We start from the raw sequence: 14,855 nt of genomic DNA, 5'->3' as shown, positions 1-14,855 counted from the left end.
CATGAATTGAACCTTGAATGCGGGTGGCTTCCCTTCAGAATGCGTCCATGTTGACCGAAGCACCGAGGTCAATAAGCCCACTCCATTCAAAACTTGTGGGTCAATCCCAATTGCACCGTTCTGCCCCTCAAGCTCCCCTGGTCGCTGTTCACCCCCCACGACAGTCCATTGGCGGAATAAAACGACAGCGGCGGCATGCGGTTGGTTACATTGACTACACCGGTGCGAATTTGGGTGTGTGTCCCCACCTTGAACAAACCCATCACGTCGGCCGTGACAAAACCCGGTACTTTGCGGCTGGAGATGACTTCACTTTTTCCAGTGTCAACCCGAATGGCCGTGATGTCCTTGTCTTTGTAGCCGGTGGTGTGGTGTATCACCATTTGCCACTGCACATCGGACCGCTCTAGGCCGAGCGTCCATTGGCTTCGCCACCGGGGTGTGACCACATTGGTGGCGCTGGAATAGGCGGCAAGGTCTGTCGTCCATTCTGTGGTTTCACTTTGGCGCTCTTTGGACTTGAGCATGTAGGTGGCTTGCAAACCCAGCAACCATCTGCCCCAATCACCCGGCTTTCTGTAACGCACATCGACATCCAGCCCTTTGACCGACATACCCAAATTGCGCATCTTCAAAAGCAAGGCCACATCGTTGTACTGGGTGTTGCTTCCCGGATTTCGGACCAACTCGGGATACGGAATGAATTGATTTGTGTTTTGAAGCGGATTGGCCAGCACTTGCGTCCAACTTTCAAACTGCAAAGTGTTTTTCATCTGGACCCGCCAGTAATCTGCACTGATGCTGAAATTGCGCGTGGGTGTCAACGCAAACCCTAAAGTCATCTGCTCTGAGGTCTCTGGTTTCAAGTCAGGATTGCCGTTGGTAAAGACCCGCATGGATTTGTTATTTCGGCAATAAACACCGGAACTGCCAGCCGTCGGCGTAAGTGTGTTGGTGACCGCAATCAGATCGGGTGTGCAACTCAATCCGCTCAAGACAGTGTGTACATAAGGCTCGGTCAACATCATTGTTTGTCCCACAGACGGCGCTCTGAATCCAGACCCCCAGGAGCCACGAACTGCCCATAGAGGGCTGATCGCCAGTCGACTGGCCAATTTACCGTTCGTGGTTCCCCCCACATCGCTGTACGCATCGTGGCGCAATGATGCGATCAAATCCCAGCTGCTTGTCACAGGTATCTGAAGTTCGCCATGGGCGGCCATGACATGGCGCTGGTCACCGAAGCCGGGGAACGCCGCCGAGGCTTCCAGGTAGCGGGTGATGGCCTTTTCCTGTCGCCCTTCAATACCCAGCCCTAACAAAACGTCTTTGCCGTCACGCTCACCGACAGCTTTGGATGCGCGGACATCAAATGCCGTCAATTGCGTTTGACCTTCACGGTCTTTTTGCCATTGCCGTGTGTCCAGAATTTGTTGGGTTAACGGGTTTTGCGCATCCAAGGGCAGCAGTACCCAAGCACTGGGCAGTGGTGTGGATTTTATGAGCCCAAGACGACCGATGTCCCCATATTCGGCCCCCGTGATGACCTGTGACCGTGCGCTGTACAAGCTGGCCTGGTAATTCCAATGTTCAATTTCGCCTTTGACACCCACCGACGCACGCCATTGTGTTTTGTCACGAGTCCTTTGCAATGCAGGCAAATCAGGTTGAAAGAAATAGAAAGCATTGGCCGGATCCAGACCTTGCGCCACCGCCTCGCTGTACCCCACTGAATCCACACGGTTGACAAGGCGTCCACTGATGGGGGTCCAGTCCAAGCTCGCCATGTTTGTTTTCTGGCGTGTATAGAGCCCTTCAGCAAAGAACGTGGCCCCTTCGTGAAGTCTGTACTCTCCACTGAGGTGGAGCTTTCTATTTTGGCTGTCAGGGTACAGGTCATAAGTGGGCAACAAGTTGACTTTGCAGCCACCCAGAAACCCCCGGTAACTGATACTTTCATGTGTGCATTGCCCATCTTTAAACAAATACGACCACATTTTGTTATTTTTGGCAGATGGTGAATACAGCAACGCTGGCGCCGTGAAGGAGGAGACTTTGGGGCTGTCGATGTGAAATGGATTGCCTTGATGTTCAAAGAAGACTCGGCCTTGGCTACCGGCTGATCGATCGGACATGCCCATGGCTTTTTCCTCATCGATTTCTGCTGTCAAGCGCAAACTGAAGCCGTCTCGTTGCAACTGCCCTCGCCCCCAACTCAAGCTGCTGCGCCAGGCTTGGCCCACGCCACCTTGGGGCCGGCTGAGATCTGCCGTGATTTCCACCCCTTGCCTGTCGGTGCGGGTGATGACATTGATCACCCCTGCAATGGCATCTGTTCCATACAAAGACGATGCACCATCACTCAAGACTTCAATGCGGTCAACAGCAGCCAAGGGCAGACTGTCCAAATCTACTTGGGCCACTTCAGTGCCGGAGATGTTCTGGATACCAAACGGGGCCAACCTTCGGCCATTGAGCAACACCAACGTTCCGGTCGGCATGCCGTGCAAAGCACCATTGTTGAATCCACCCAGTAAATTGCCACTTTGCGTTCGGTCCACTGAATTGAACACTTGGGTCAGGCTCTGCACAACCTGGGTCACCGACAGGTGTCCTTTTTTGTCAATTTCCTGGCGTGTGATCACCCGAACGGGCAAAGCCAGTGTTTGTTCTTTGCGAACAATCGATGACCCAGTGATTTCTACTTTTTCAAATTGTCGGTATTCAAGCGGCTTTTCAACCACATGCACTGGTGGATAAGTGGTGACCGACATCTCTGTGCTTTGCGCCCCAACAAAGGCACAAGAACCGCCACAAATGACGACCCCCAAGATGCGTTGACGTTTGAAAAATGACTGTTTTGCTCTCATGGCCAGCTCCAAATGAACGTGAAAACCGCTCACAGACCTTGGATTTTGGCATTAAAAAATAATTAAAGAGTAATTTTTTACTTAAATTTGTATTGAATTTAATAGTAATGTTCAGGTCTCTGTTTTTTCACCACAGCAGGGGCACGCAGTAGCCCCCAGAAAACAAGGCGTTCAACCCATGACATGGCGCCAAACGGCCAGCAGGGCCTCGCGCTCGGCGGTGAGAGCGGCTGGGTCCACCTGGGTGGGCTCCTCGTTCAGGCGCGCTTGGTGTTGCAGGCGGCGCATCTGGCGGTAAGCGTTGGCCGCCGCCTGGCCTTGGCCCATGGGCAACAAGCCGGCCACTTCGGCGCGAACGAGCAAGGCAATGTTGCCCACGTTGTCGGCAAGCGTTGGATGCGAGGCGGTGTGCAGCAGCACCATGTATTGCACGGCAAACTCGGCGTCGACCATGCCGCCGGGGCTGTGCTTCACATCGAAGTGCTCAGCTTGGACGGGGTGGCCCTGGCGCACGCGTTCGCGCATGGCCACGATTTCGGCTTTGAGGCTGGCGGCGTCGCGCGGGGCGCTGATGACGGCGTGGCGCACGGTGTCAAAGCGGGGAGCCAGGCTGGGCCAACCCATGACGAAGCGGGCACGCGTCATGGCCTGGTGCTCCCAGGTCCAGGCGGTGTTGCTGCCGCGTTGCTGCTGGTAGTCGGCATAGGCTTCAAAGCGGGTAACCAGCAGGCCGGAGTTGCCGTTGGGGCGCAAGGCGGTGTCGATTTCGTAGATATCGCCCTCGGCGGTTTTCACCGTCATCCAGTTGATCATTTTGCGCACGTAAGCGGCGTAGATTTCCTGGGCGCGTTCATCTTCGTCGTCGTACACAAACACAATGTCCAGGTCGCTGCCGTAGCCCAGTTCTTTGCCGCCCAATTTGCCGTAGCCGATGATGGCCATCGCCGGTTCATCGCGGTGGCGGGTTTTGAGCCGGTCCCAGCACCAGCGGGCGGTCACGCGCAGAACAGCGTCGGCCAGTGCGCTCAGGTCGTCGGCCACTTGCTCCACGGTGAGCACGCCTTCCACATCGCGGGCCAACGTGCGGAACTGCTCGGCGTGGTGGGCGCGTCGCAGCAAGTTCATCAGGCTTTCGTCGTCATCTTCGCCCGTACGCTGCAGGGCGGCCCGTCGTGCTTGCAGCTCAGCTTCAAACTCGGCGGCGTCAAAGCGGGCATCAAACAAGTTGCCCCCGGCCAACTCGTCGATCACGCCTGGGTGTTGCAACAAATACCGCGCAGGCCACTTGGCCGCACCCAGTAGGCGCAGCAGGCGTTCATACACCGAGGGGCGCTCCAGCATCAGGGCCAAATAGCTTTCGCGGCGCAACAGGGGCTCGATCCAGTCGGCCATCCGCAACACCGCCACCTCGCTGATGCGGCCTTCGTTCAGCCACTGGGCGGTGCGTTGCAGCAAGCGCATCAGCCGCCCGCGTGCGTCGTCGCGCAGGGCCAGCACGCGCGGGTTGTCGGTCCACTGCGCCAGGCGCTCACGTACTCGCCCTTTGAAGTCGGTCAGCACCGCATCGAGCTCGGCATGTTCGCGGCCATTGCCGTTCTTGCCATTTTTACCGTTGCAGGTTTTGCAATCACGGTCGCCGCCGAGCAAAGTGTCGAACTCTTGCGCCACCCCTTCGCGGTGCGCGTCCAACGCGCTCAGGAAGCTGCAGGTGCTGGCATGACCCAGCGTCTGCGCGATCCAGGCCAGGTCGTCGTCACGGGTAGGCAGCACATGGGTTTGCTGGTCGTCCAGGTACTGGATGCGGTGCTCGACCTGACGCAAGAATACATAGGCCGCGCTCAGGGCGTCGGCCGTTGCCTGCGGCATGAGGCCGGCTTTGGCCACACGCTGCAACGCGTCCAGGGTGGGGCGAGTGCGCATTTCGGGGAACTGCCCTCCGCGCACTACCTGGAGCAGTTGCACGGTGAACTCGATCTCGCGGATGCCGCCGCGTGACAATTTCACATCGTTCGCACGCTCCGGATGGCCTGCGCTGCGTTTGGCCGCATGGTCACGGATTTGCTGGTGCAGGGTGCGCAGCGACTCGAACACGTTGTAATCGAGGTAACGGCGAAACACAAAGGGCAGCACCACCGCCCGCAGCGCCTGGGCTGAACCATTGAGCATGGCAGCGCGGGGCGCGACCACGCGGCTCTTCATCCAGGCAAAGCGCTCCCACTCGCGGCCTTGCACCAGCAAATACTCTTCCAGCGCGTCCAGCGAAACCACGCTGGGCCCAGAGTTGCCATTGGGGCGCAGCGCCAAATCGACCCGGAACACAAAGCCGTGTTCGGTGGTGTCACCAATCAGGGCATACATGCGCTTGACGGCGCGGGTGAAGTACTCCTGGCACGACACTTTGTTGCGGCCTTCGCTGTTGCCCAGCGTCTGGCCGTCTTCGTCGTAGACATATATCAAATCGATGTCGCTCGACACGTTCAGCTCGCGCGCACCCAGCTTGCCCATGCCCACGATCCACATCTCGGCACGCTGGCCGTCGGCTTTGGTGGGTGCGCCGTGTAAGCCGTCCAGATCAGCCATGACTTGCTGCCAGGCAATGTCGAGCGTGACCTCGGCCAGCCAGGTCATGCCGTGCGTGACGGTTGCCAGATCGGCCTGACCCGTGCAGTCCAGCTGGGCCAGGCGCTCGAGTGTGAGTTGGCGCAACACGCGCAAGGCTGCGCTGGTGTCCAGACCCCGACATTGCAAGGCTGCGTAAGCGGCGCTGAGGCTGTCGCGGGTCGCGGGGCCTGGCGGCAGCAGCGGCAACTCATCTGCGTAGCGGCGGTGCAGGCGCTGCACAAAGCGCGAATAAAGTGGCAAATCAAGCGGTAAATCCACAGGGCTGGGCACACCGGAGGGCGAAACAATCGGGGGGGGGGGATCAGAACGGTCGTCTATGGACGGGCTGCGGGTCATAATTCCTGCTGACTTTCTAATTCATACGTTTGTGTCGTCTTCACCCACTTGGCCCCCCACCGAAGTCCTGCTGCGCCCTTGGCTAGCGCGGGCTGTTCGGCTTGTTTTATGGGGGCTGCTGGTCGCCGGGCTGGTGTTGGGTCTGGCTTGGGCGACTCTGCATTTTTGGATTGTGCCGCGAATCGCCGAGTTTCGCCCTGCGCTTGAAAGCCTTGCCCGCCAATCGCTGGGTGTACCGGTGCGCATCGGCGGCGTGTCGGCGCAAAGCACCGGCTGGGTGCCCTCTTTTGAGCTGCGTGACATCGAGCTGCTGGACGACCAGGGCCGAACCGGGCTGCGCCTGCCCAAGGTGCTGGTGGCGCTCAGCCTGCGCTCGGCAGCGCTGTGGCAGCTGGATCAATTGGTGCTGGATTCGCCCGAGCTGACACTGCGCCTGACTGCCGATGGCCAGTGGCAGATCGCCGGAATGACATGGGGAGCGCCTTCTACAGGAAACTCGGCTGCGACCGACTGGTTATTTAGCCAGCGCGAAGTGGTGGTGCGGGGCGCACAAGTGAACTGGCATGGGCCGGACACCGGAATCAACACCTCGCCAGGCAAGGACAACGCCCCACCAATCCCCTTGACCCTGCGCGAAGTGGACTTGGTGATCCGCAACACCGCCCGGCAACACATGCTGCGCCTGGACGCCACGCCGCCCCCTGAATGGGGCGAGCGCTTTGTGCTGATGGGCCAGTTCAAGCGCGGCCTGCTGTCCCTGCACCCGGGACGAATGGCCGATTGGTCGGGTCAGGCCTTTGCTCACTTTCCGCAACTGGACATGGCTCCCTGGTCCAAGCATGCTCTGCAAATGCCCACCGGTTTGCCTGCAGAAACCCGGCCTTTGCAAGGTCAGGGGCGCTTGCGCTTGTGGGCCGATGTCCAGCAGGGCCAGTGGCGCGGCGGCCTGGCCGAGGTGGACTTGAAACACCTGCAGGCCCAACTCAGTTCAGACACAACCACCCTGGCTTTACAAAGCCTATCGGGTCGGCTGGGTCTGCAGGTGCATGCCGAGGGCTTTGTGGCCGAAACCCAGGATTTGCGCTTCGTGAGCGAACAGGGCCTTCACTGGCCAGAGGGCAAGTTGTCGCTGGACTACACGCACGCCCAAGGCACTCGCCCAGCCCGTGGCCATCTGCGTGCGAGTCAATTGGATTTGGAGGCGCTGCAAGCCCTGGCCTTGCGCCTGCCCTTGAGGACGACGCTTTCACCTCAATGGCACGCCGCTTTGAAAGCGCGCGACCTCAGGGGCCAGATCACTTCCTTGAACCTGCGCTGGCAAGGCGACTGGGCCCAGCCCGACATCCAGGAAGCGCGGGCCAAGGTGGAAGGCCTGAGTTGGCAGCCTGGATCAGCGGCGGTTGCCGCATGGGGAGCGCTGCCTGGTGCCGACGTGCCGGGCCTGCGCGGCGGCCAATTGACTTTGGCGCTGAACCCAAGCGGCGGCCAACTTGATTTGCAAACCGGTGCAGACAGCGCGCTGTGGTTGCCGGGCCTTTTGGAGCCCGCCGAAGTGCCATTGCACCAACTCAAAGCCAGTGTGCGCTGGGCCCGCGAAACAGACCGTCGCAGCCCTGGCGGGCGCTGGCATGTGCCGCAATGGTCACTGAGTCTGGCCAACGCTGACCTGCAGGGCCAATGGCAAGGCCAATGGCGACCTGCCCCCGATGGCCGAAGCCCCGGCATGTTAACTCTGCAAGGGCGTATTGAGCGGGCGCAAGCGGCCGCAGTGCACCGTTACCTGCCCCTGAATCTGCCGCCCGAGGTGCGCCACTATCTGCGCGATGCCCTGGTGCAGGGCCGATACGAAGATGTGAAAGTTCAGATCCAGGGAGATCTGGACAAACTGCCCTTTGCCAGGCCCGAGGACGGCACATTCCTGTTTGCTGGCGAGTTGAAAGACGCCGAATTCGACATGGTGCCCGCCTACCTGATGACCCCAGGTGAAGTGCCTTGGCCGCGCCTGCGCGCCCTGCAAGGCCAACTGACTTTTGACCGCTTGGGCATGCAGCTGCGCGAGGCCAGTACCCGGGTGGGTGAGGGGGCACAGGCCATCGAGCTGAAGGCCGCCTCGGTGGACATCGCCGACATGGTGCATCAACCGTTACTGCGTGTGCAGGCCCAGAGCCTGGCCGACGCACCACTGCTGCTGGACTGGGTGCGGCAGTCGCCATTGGACGCGCTGCTTTCAGGTGCGCTGCAGCCCACTCAGGCCAGCGGCCCCTTGCTCACACGCTTTGCGTTGCAACTTCCGCTGCTGGACCTGCAAAGCACGCGGGTTCAAGGCAGTGTGCAATTCAATGGCAACGACTTGCGCATGCTGCCTGGCACACCCTGGCTGAACAAGCTGCGCGGCACGCTGCAGTTCCACGAACGCGGTTTTGAGGTTCGCCAGCTGCAGGCCACCTTGCTGGGCGGGCCAGCCGTGATCGACGGCGGCATGCAAGCACCTGACCCTGACATCCGTGCCGCAACCCCAACGACCACCCGGATGGCCTTCAAGGCCCAAGGCCGCGTGAGCGCGGCGGGCCTGCAGTCAGCACACGACATCGCCCCACTGAGCCTGCTGGCCCAACACGCCAGCGGCGCCACCGATTACAGCGCCCGCCTGACCTGGCACCAAGGTCAACCCGAGCTGACGGTGCACAGTCGGCTGGGTGGTTTGGGCTTGCAGCTGCCCGCCCCCTTGGGCAAACCCGCAGACATGGAAAAAGCACTGGCCCTGCAGATCCGGTCGCGACAGACCCCAACTGGGCCGCAAGATGAGATCGAGCTGAGCTTGGGCGACACGGCGCGGCTGATGTACGTGCGCGATTTGAGCACTGACACGCCGCGCGTGCTGCGCGGCCGTCTGGGTTTGGGCGTATTGCCCGAAAACATGCCCGCTTTGCCCGACACTGGCGTCACGGCCAGTGTGGCCGTGGACCGGCTGGTGGTGGACGAGTGGCTGGCCTTGCTGCCCGCACCACCGGCAAAGCCTGCGCCCAGCAAGGCGCCGCAACCTCCGGCGTGGCAAAACTACTTGCCCTCTCGCATGGGTCTGAAGGCCAACAGCTTGATAGCCAGCGGCCGCCAACTGCACCAAGTGCAAGCAGGTGGCACTTACGAAGCGGGGCGCTGGCGGGTCAACATCAACGCGGCCGAACTCAGCGGCCATGTGGCATTTGACCAAGCCATGCCCGGTCAGACAGACCCCGCCGGCCAATTGTTCGCTCGACTGAGCCACCTGAATTTACCGCCCAACAGCACCACCGAGGTAGAAAGCCTGCTCGAAGCTCCACCCCTCAGCCTGCCCGCGCTGGACATCGTGGTGGACGCGCTGGAGCTGCGCGGCAAACAACTTGGACGCGTCGAGATCGAAGCGGTCAACACAGACAAGGCGCTTGCCCAAACGCCGGCGGCGCGGGAGTGGCAACTGAAAAAGCTCAACATCGATTTACCCGAAGCCACTCTGCGCAGCACGGGCCGCTGGCTGGCGGCCCGCGAAGGCAGCCCCTGGCGTAAAAGCGAAATGAATTTCGTGCTGGACGTGCAGGACGCCGGGGTCTTGTTGACCCGGTTGGGCACGCCCGGGGCTTTGCGCGGCGGAGCGGGCCAAATCGCAGGCATGGTCAGTTGGCAAGGCTCGCCACTGAGCCCGCATTACCCCAGCCTGAACGGCCACCTGGATGTGCGCATGGGGCGAGGCCAGTTCCTCAAGGCCGATCCAGGGGTCGCCAAGCTGCTGGGCGTGCTGAGCTTGCAGGCCTTGCCCAGGCGCTTGCTGCTCGATTTCCGTGATGTGTTTGAACAGGGCTTTGCTTTTGATTCGGTGCAAGGGGACGTGACCATCGTGCACGGCATGGCCAACACACGCAACCTGCAAATCAAGGGCGTCAATGCCCTGGTGCAGCTGGACGGCTCTGCCGACATCGCACGCGAAACCCAGAAACTGCGAGCACAAATTCTGCCCATTGTGGACGCCGGAACGGCCTCCTTGGTTGCGGCCATCGCCGTCAACCCTTTGGTAGGCCTGACCACCTTCATTGCACAATGGCTCTTGCAAAATCCCCTGTCGCGCGCCTCGGCACAGGAATTTTTGATTGACGGCAGTTGGGCCAACCCCCAAGTCACTCGGGTGGAGCCCCGCCCAGCATCCTCCCCCGGGCCCAAAACCCCACCTTGATACGCGCCGCCCATGCCCACCCAGCCCAAACGGCTGGCACCTTGAGTGCAGGACAATGCGGGCATGACACTCCACGGGCTGCAGCGCCTGATCTCCACACTCAAGACACGCACCCTGGCCTGGTGGCAGGCTGTAGAAGAGGCGTTGCCCGGGGGGCGGGGTCGCCGAAGCCTGTGGAGCGCCTTGATCGCGCTGGTCATGGCGGTACTGATGACCCTGGTATGGCTGGCCGGACGCTATGAAGCCAGCCAGTTGCAAGCCGAACTAGAGCGCGACACAGCCAACGCGGTCAGTGACTTGCGCACCCAACTGTCGCGCCATGTGCAGGCGCTACAGGGCCTGCAATCGAGCCACCCGTCCGAAGCCTTCTGGACCCTGGAGGCGCAAGCGCTCTTGCGCGAAAACCGCGACATGCTGCGCATCGAATGGCGCGATTCGGCGCTGAACCTGAACCAATCACTCGACTCGCCCCTGCGCAGTCCGGTGTTTGAGCGCGTGCCCCGCACCGAAACCCTGAGCGATACCCAGCAAGCTTGCTTACAGGCAAAGCGCGGCAGTGGTCCCAGTTATTCCCGCTCTTATTTCCTGCCTCAAACAGACGGTTTGGGCATCGAGGTCATGGACATGTGCTTGCCCAACACCCAAGGCGGCTTGCTGGTGGGTTTCACCATCGTGACCTATGGTCTGCAAGAAATCATCAATGCGCGGCTAGGCGTGGGCTACGGCCGCCGCAACGAAATTTCCTTCACCGAGCCCGATGGCACACGCCTGGCCATTGCGGGCAACCAAAGCCGGGGCTTGCGCATCTTCACCACCCAACAACTGGTGGACTTGCCAGGAAACACCCTGATCTTGCGCTTGGACGGCCGCCGGGGCGAGCCCGACCTGTTCCCCAACGTGCTCACGGCGCTGGTCACCGCCATGTCGATCGCCCTGGTCACGGTGATGGTCTTGCTGGCCAAAGACTCGCGCCGACGCCTTAAAGCCGAAAACGATCTGGCCGAGGCACTGGCCTTTCGCAAGGCCATGGAGGACTCTCTGGTGACCGGCCTGCGCGCGCGCGACCTGGAAGGGCGCATCACCTACGTGAACCCGGCCTTTTGCCAAATGGTGGGGCTGGCGGCTGAACAACTGACCGGTCAGCTGGCCCCCATGCCGTATTGGCCCCCCGAAATGATGGACGAATACAAGCAACGTCATGCCGTTCGGCTTGCAGGCAACGCCCCACCGCGCGAAGGCTTCGAGTCGGTCTTCATGCGGGCCGATGGCACGCGCTTTGAGGTGCTCATCATCGAGGCACCACTGATCAGCGTGCAAGGCCAGCAAACCGGCTGGATGGGCGCAGTGATCGACATCAGCGAGCAACGGCGCATCGAAGAGCTCTCGCGGGCCAGCCAGGAGCGACTGCAAGCCACGGCCCGATTGGCCACCGTGGGCGAAATGGCCTCCTTGCTCAGCCATGAGTTGAACCAGCCGCTGGCTGCCATCGCAAGTTATGCCAATGGCTCGCTCAACCTGCTAAAAGACCCGGCTGCCCTGCCACAAACCCTGGACGACGTGCACATGGCCTTGCGGCGCATTGCCGAGCAGGCCGGGCGGGCGGGCAAGGTCATCAACAGCGTGCACGATTTTGTGCGCCGCCGCGATCAGGCCCGTGAAGCTGTGGCACCTCAGGCCTTGCTCGACGCCATTGCCCCACTGGTCAACCTGCAGGCGCGCAAACTGCAGGTCAAGGTGCACACCCGCTTCGAGGCCAAGTTGCCTCAGGTCCTGTGCGACCGCACCATGGTGGAGCAGGTGCTGCTGAACCTGGCACGCAACGGCATGCAGGCGATGGACCAGCCCGGCAGCATGGAGCGGGTGCTGGTGCTGCAGGTGCGGCGTGCCGCTTCAAACGCCGAGCACGGCTGGGTGGAGTTCTCGGTCAGCGATGTGGGCGTGGGCATTGCCGACGATGTGGAGCGTCAGCTGTTCAACCCATTTTTCACCACCAAGGCCGAAGGCATGGGCCTGGGCCTGAGCCTGTGCCGCACCGTGGTCGAGCAACATGGCGGACACCTCAGTTTCGAGCCCTTGGTCCCACGGGGAACGGTCTTTCGCTTCACCTTGCCCGCTGTGCTTTTGGATAAGATCGCCGCATGAGTTTCACCGACACGCCCACCGTTTTCATTGTGGATGACGACGCCAGTGTGCGCGAGGGCATGGCCTGGCTGCTGCGCACACGGCGCTTGTTCAGTGAGTCTTTTGACAGCGCCGAGGCTTTTTTGGCCATGCTGCAAAGCACCCACGCCAACCCCAACACCGATGGCGCTTGGCAACCGAACCCGGCCAGGTTGCAGCAATCGGCTTGCATCTTGCTGGACGTGCGCATGCCCGGCATGAGCGGCCTGGCTTTGTTCGAGCAGCTGTTGGTCAAGGGCATGGCGCAGGCCTGGCCGGTGATTTTTTTGACGGGCCACGCCGATGTGCCAACGGCGGTGGACAGTGTCAAACGTGGGGCTTTTGATTTTTGCGAAAAGCCCTTTTCGGACAACGTCTTGGTCGATCGGGTGGAGCAGGCCTTGGCCTTGTCGCAAGAGCGTTTGGCGGCTCGGCAAACCCACCAGCGCCTGCAATCGCGCCTGCTGGAGCTGACCGAGCGTGAGCGCGACGTCATGCGCCTGGTGGTGGAGGGCCTGCCCAACAAACTGATCGCCGACCAGCTGGACATCAGCGTGCGCACAGTGGAGGTGCACCGCGCCCGGGTGTTCGACAAAATGGAAGTCAAGTCAGCGGTGGAATTGGCCAATTTGATGCGGCAATTGCCATGAACAAGCTTGACACCTCTTTGTTTCAAACGCTGGCTGCGCCCCGCCCGACGCGTGCAGCGCATGACCCGCAGCGCCGCAAGGGCTTGCTCACAGGTCTGGGTCTGGTTTCCGCCGTTCTGCTGGCGGGCTGCTCATCGCCCCCAGCTCGCCGCACGGCACCCGCCAACTCAGAGCCGGCCAACCCTGCTGCCTCGCGCCCACGGCCTTCTGGCACTTACAACACCGTGCGCAACGATGTGGCCATGGTGGCGCTGTCCTTGCTGGACACGCCCTATGCCTGGGGCGGGCGTGGCCCGGCCACGGGCTTTGACTGCTCGGGCCTGGTGGCCCATGTGCTGCGCGAAGGAGGGGGCTTGCGGGTGCAGGGTTCAGCGGCCGACTTGGGCCGCATGTCCCGCCCCATCGACACCACCAACGTGCAGCCGGGCGATCTGGTGTTTTTCAACACCCTGGGCGCACGCCACTCGCATGTAGGGGTGTACGTAGGCGATGGTCGGTTTGTGCACGCCAGCAACCCCCGAACCGGGGTGCGCATCGACGCTATGAGCAACCGTTATTACGCCCAGCGCTTTGAAGGCGCTCACAGCCTGCTGGACTGAAAAGCCTCAACGGCGGGTTTCGTCAGGTGCTGGCTGAACTGTTGATGTTTCTTTTGCCGCCGCTTGGCTCAAGGCATGATCCAGTGCAGGCTCGCTGGCCTCGTTCGGGGGCTGATCAGACGGCGGCAGTGCCTGGCGCAATTCACCTTTGCTGCGGCCGGAAAACATGGTCCACCAAACAATCACAATAAAGATGCACAAGGCCAGCAAAGCTTCCAGCAAAATCAGACCCATGCAAAAACCCCGTTTCTTGATCCGCCGCCCGTTGCGGGCTGGCTTCATGATGGCCGCGATTGTAGGCATGCTGGCCGCCTGCTCGGTTGCCCCCGTGGTGCAAACCCCGCCCACCTCAAGCCCATCGCCGCAACCCGGCATTGCAGACATCCTGGCCATGGAGGACACCCGGCCCCTGCCGCCCGTCCTGGTGCGCGAGCAAAGCCGCTGGGTGCCCGTGCGCTGGGCCGAGCTGCCCGGCATGGACCGCGACGCCGTCAACGAAGCCTGGCCCGCCTGGCAACAAAGCTGCCAGCGCCCGGCCCCCGACTGGCGGGCGCTGTGCCCAGAGATTGCCCAACTGGCCAACGCCAGCGCCGAAGTGCAGCGCCGCTGGATGCGCGAAAAACTCCAGCCCTACCGCGTCGAGGCGCTGGACCAACGCAGCGAAGGCCTGCTGACCGGTTATTACGAGCCCGCTTTAACGGGCTCGCGCCGGGCACAAGGGGCGTTTCAGGTGCCGCTGTACGCACCGCCCACCCAATTGGCCCAGCGCAAACCTTGGTTCAGCAGACAAGAAATCGACACCCTGCCGGCCGCACGCGCCGCCCTGCGCGGCAAAGAACTGCTTTACCTGGCCGACCCGGTGGACGCCATGGTGCTGCACATTCAGGGCTCAGGCTTGGTGAATGTGACCGAGCCCGACGGCCGCCAGCGCTGGGTGCGCATGGCCTACGCCGCCACCAATGACCAGCCCTACAAAAGCATTGGCCGCTGGTTGCTCGACAACCGCCTGATCACCGACGCGAGTTGGCTCGGGATCAAGGCCTGGATCGACCGCAACCCCTCGCGGGTCAAGGAGTTGCTGTGGCAAAACCCGCGTGTGGTGTTTTTCCGCGAAGAAGCCGTGCCCCAGGGCAGCGTGCCGCCTGGCCCCAAAGGCGCACAAGGCGTGCCGCTCACGGCCGAGCGCTCGATTGCGGTGGACCGCCGCAGCATCCCCTATGGCACCCCGGTGTGGATGAAATCAACCGGCCCCCAAACCAATCTGGACCGCCTGGTGCTGGCCCAAGACACCGGCACCGCCATCGTGGGCGCCGTGCGGGCCGACTATTACGCAGGCTCCGGCTCGGCGGCGGGCGAGCTGGCCGGACGCCTGAAGCAACCCCTGCAAATGTGGGCCCTGTGGCCACGCTGAACC

8 protein-coding genes are annotated in these 14,855 nt (G+C 61.7%); 5 read left to right on the top strand and 3 right to left on the bottom strand.

The genetic code is table 11. The features are described 5' to 3' along the window. Positions 1–86: 86 nt before the first annotated feature. Both B9Z49_RS15755 and glnE read right to left on the bottom strand, forming a co-directional pair. Positions 87–2,870, bottom strand: coding sequence for a TonB-dependent receptor domain-containing protein (locus B9Z49_RS15755; protein WP_146188546.1), 2,784 nt, complete (start codon positions 2,868–2,870; stop codon positions 87–89). A gap of 171 nt (positions 2,871–3,041) precedes the next feature. Next, on the bottom strand, positions 3,042–5,828 hold the full coding sequence (glnE, locus tag B9Z49_RS15750) for a bifunctional [glutamate--ammonia ligase]-adenylyl-L-tyrosine phosphorylase/[glutamate--ammonia-ligase] adenylyltransferase (protein ID WP_108354395.1): 2,787 nt from the start codon (positions 5,826–5,828) through the stop codon (positions 3,042–3,044). Between the two features lie 31 nt (positions 5,829–5,859). Here glnE and B9Z49_RS15745 point away from each other — a divergent pair, with 31 nt between their 5' ends. The 4 genes from B9Z49_RS15745 (at position 5,860) to B9Z49_RS15730 (ending at position 13,441) form a co-directional block, all read left to right on the top strand. Beyond that, positions 5,860–10,032, top strand: coding sequence for a YhdP family protein (locus B9Z49_RS15745; protein ID WP_233254655.1), 4,173 nt, complete (start codon positions 5,860–5,862; stop codon positions 10,030–10,032). A 63-nt stretch (positions 10,033–10,095) separates the two neighbouring features. Further along, the gene (locus B9Z49_RS15740; protein ID WP_108354393.1) at positions 10,096–12,174 is read left to right on the top strand and encodes a sensor histidine kinase; all 2,079 of its coding nucleotides are present in this window, start codon (positions 10,096–10,098) and stop codon (positions 12,172–12,174) included. After that, positions 12,171–12,842 carry a response regulator transcription factor gene (locus tag B9Z49_RS15735; RefSeq protein WP_108354392.1) on the top strand — a complete coding sequence of 224 codons (672 nt, stop codon included), beginning with the start codon at positions 12,171–12,173 and terminating at the stop codon, positions 12,840–12,842. Before B9Z49_RS15740 ends, B9Z49_RS15735 begins: the two co-directional genes overlap by 4 nt. Then, complete coding sequence (locus B9Z49_RS15730; RefSeq protein WP_108354391.1) at positions 12,839–13,441, top strand: C40 family peptidase; 603 nt, start codon at positions 12,839–12,841, stop codon at positions 13,439–13,441. The genes B9Z49_RS15735 and B9Z49_RS15730 overlap by 4 nt, the downstream gene beginning before the upstream one ends. Positions 13,442–13,447: 6 nt before the next feature. On the opposite strand, the gene B9Z49_RS21645 is transcribed toward B9Z49_RS15730, so the two are convergent. Then, positions 13,448–13,675 (bottom strand): hypothetical protein, encoded by a 228-nt coding sequence (locus B9Z49_RS21645; RefSeq protein ID WP_146188545.1) that lies wholly within the window; start codon positions 13,673–13,675, stop codon positions 13,448–13,450. Here B9Z49_RS21645 and B9Z49_RS15725 point away from each other — a divergent pair. After that, complete coding sequence (locus tag B9Z49_RS15725) at positions 13,608–14,852, top strand: murein transglycosylase A (protein WP_108354390.1); 1,245 nt, start codon at positions 13,608–13,610, stop codon at positions 14,850–14,852. The two genes, B9Z49_RS21645 and B9Z49_RS15725, sit on opposite strands and share 68 nt — an antisense overlap. The last annotated feature ends 3 nt before the right edge of the window (positions 14,853–14,855 follow it).

It is taken from the genome of Limnohabitans sp. 2KL-51, from assembly GCF_003063645.1.
Taxonomy (GTDB): Bacteria; Pseudomonadota; Gammaproteobacteria; order Burkholderiales; family Burkholderiaceae_C; genus Limnohabitans_A.
The sequence above is the reverse complement of the archived record's forward strand: the minus strand, read 5'-3'. Positions and strand labels throughout refer to the sequence as shown.

Coding starts and splice junctions, on each gene's coding strand:
- B9Z49_RS15730 (WP_108354391.1), top strand. CDS start 12,839: ATGAACAAGCTTGACACCTCTTTGTTTCAAACGCTGGCTGCGCCCCGC.
- B9Z49_RS21645 (WP_146188545.1), bottom strand. CDS start 13,675: ATGGGTCTGATTTTGCTGGAAGCTTTGCTGGCCTTGTGCATCTTTATT.
- B9Z49_RS15740 (WP_108354393.1), top strand. CDS start 10,096: ATGACACTCCACGGGCTGCAGCGCCTGATCTCCACACTCAAGACACGC.
- glnE (WP_108354395.1), bottom strand. CDS start 5,828: ATGACCCGCAGCCCGTCCATAGACGACCGTTCTGATCCCCCCCCCCCG.
- B9Z49_RS15755 (WP_146188546.1), bottom strand. CDS start 2,870: ATGAGAGCAAAACAGTCATTTTTCAAACGTCAACGCATCTTGGGGGTC.
- B9Z49_RS15725 (WP_108354390.1), top strand. CDS start 13,608: ATGGTCCACCAAACAATCACAATAAAGATGCACAAGGCCAGCAAAGCT.
- B9Z49_RS15735 (WP_108354392.1), top strand. CDS start 12,171: ATGAGTTTCACCGACACGCCCACCGTTTTCATTGTGGATGACGACGCC.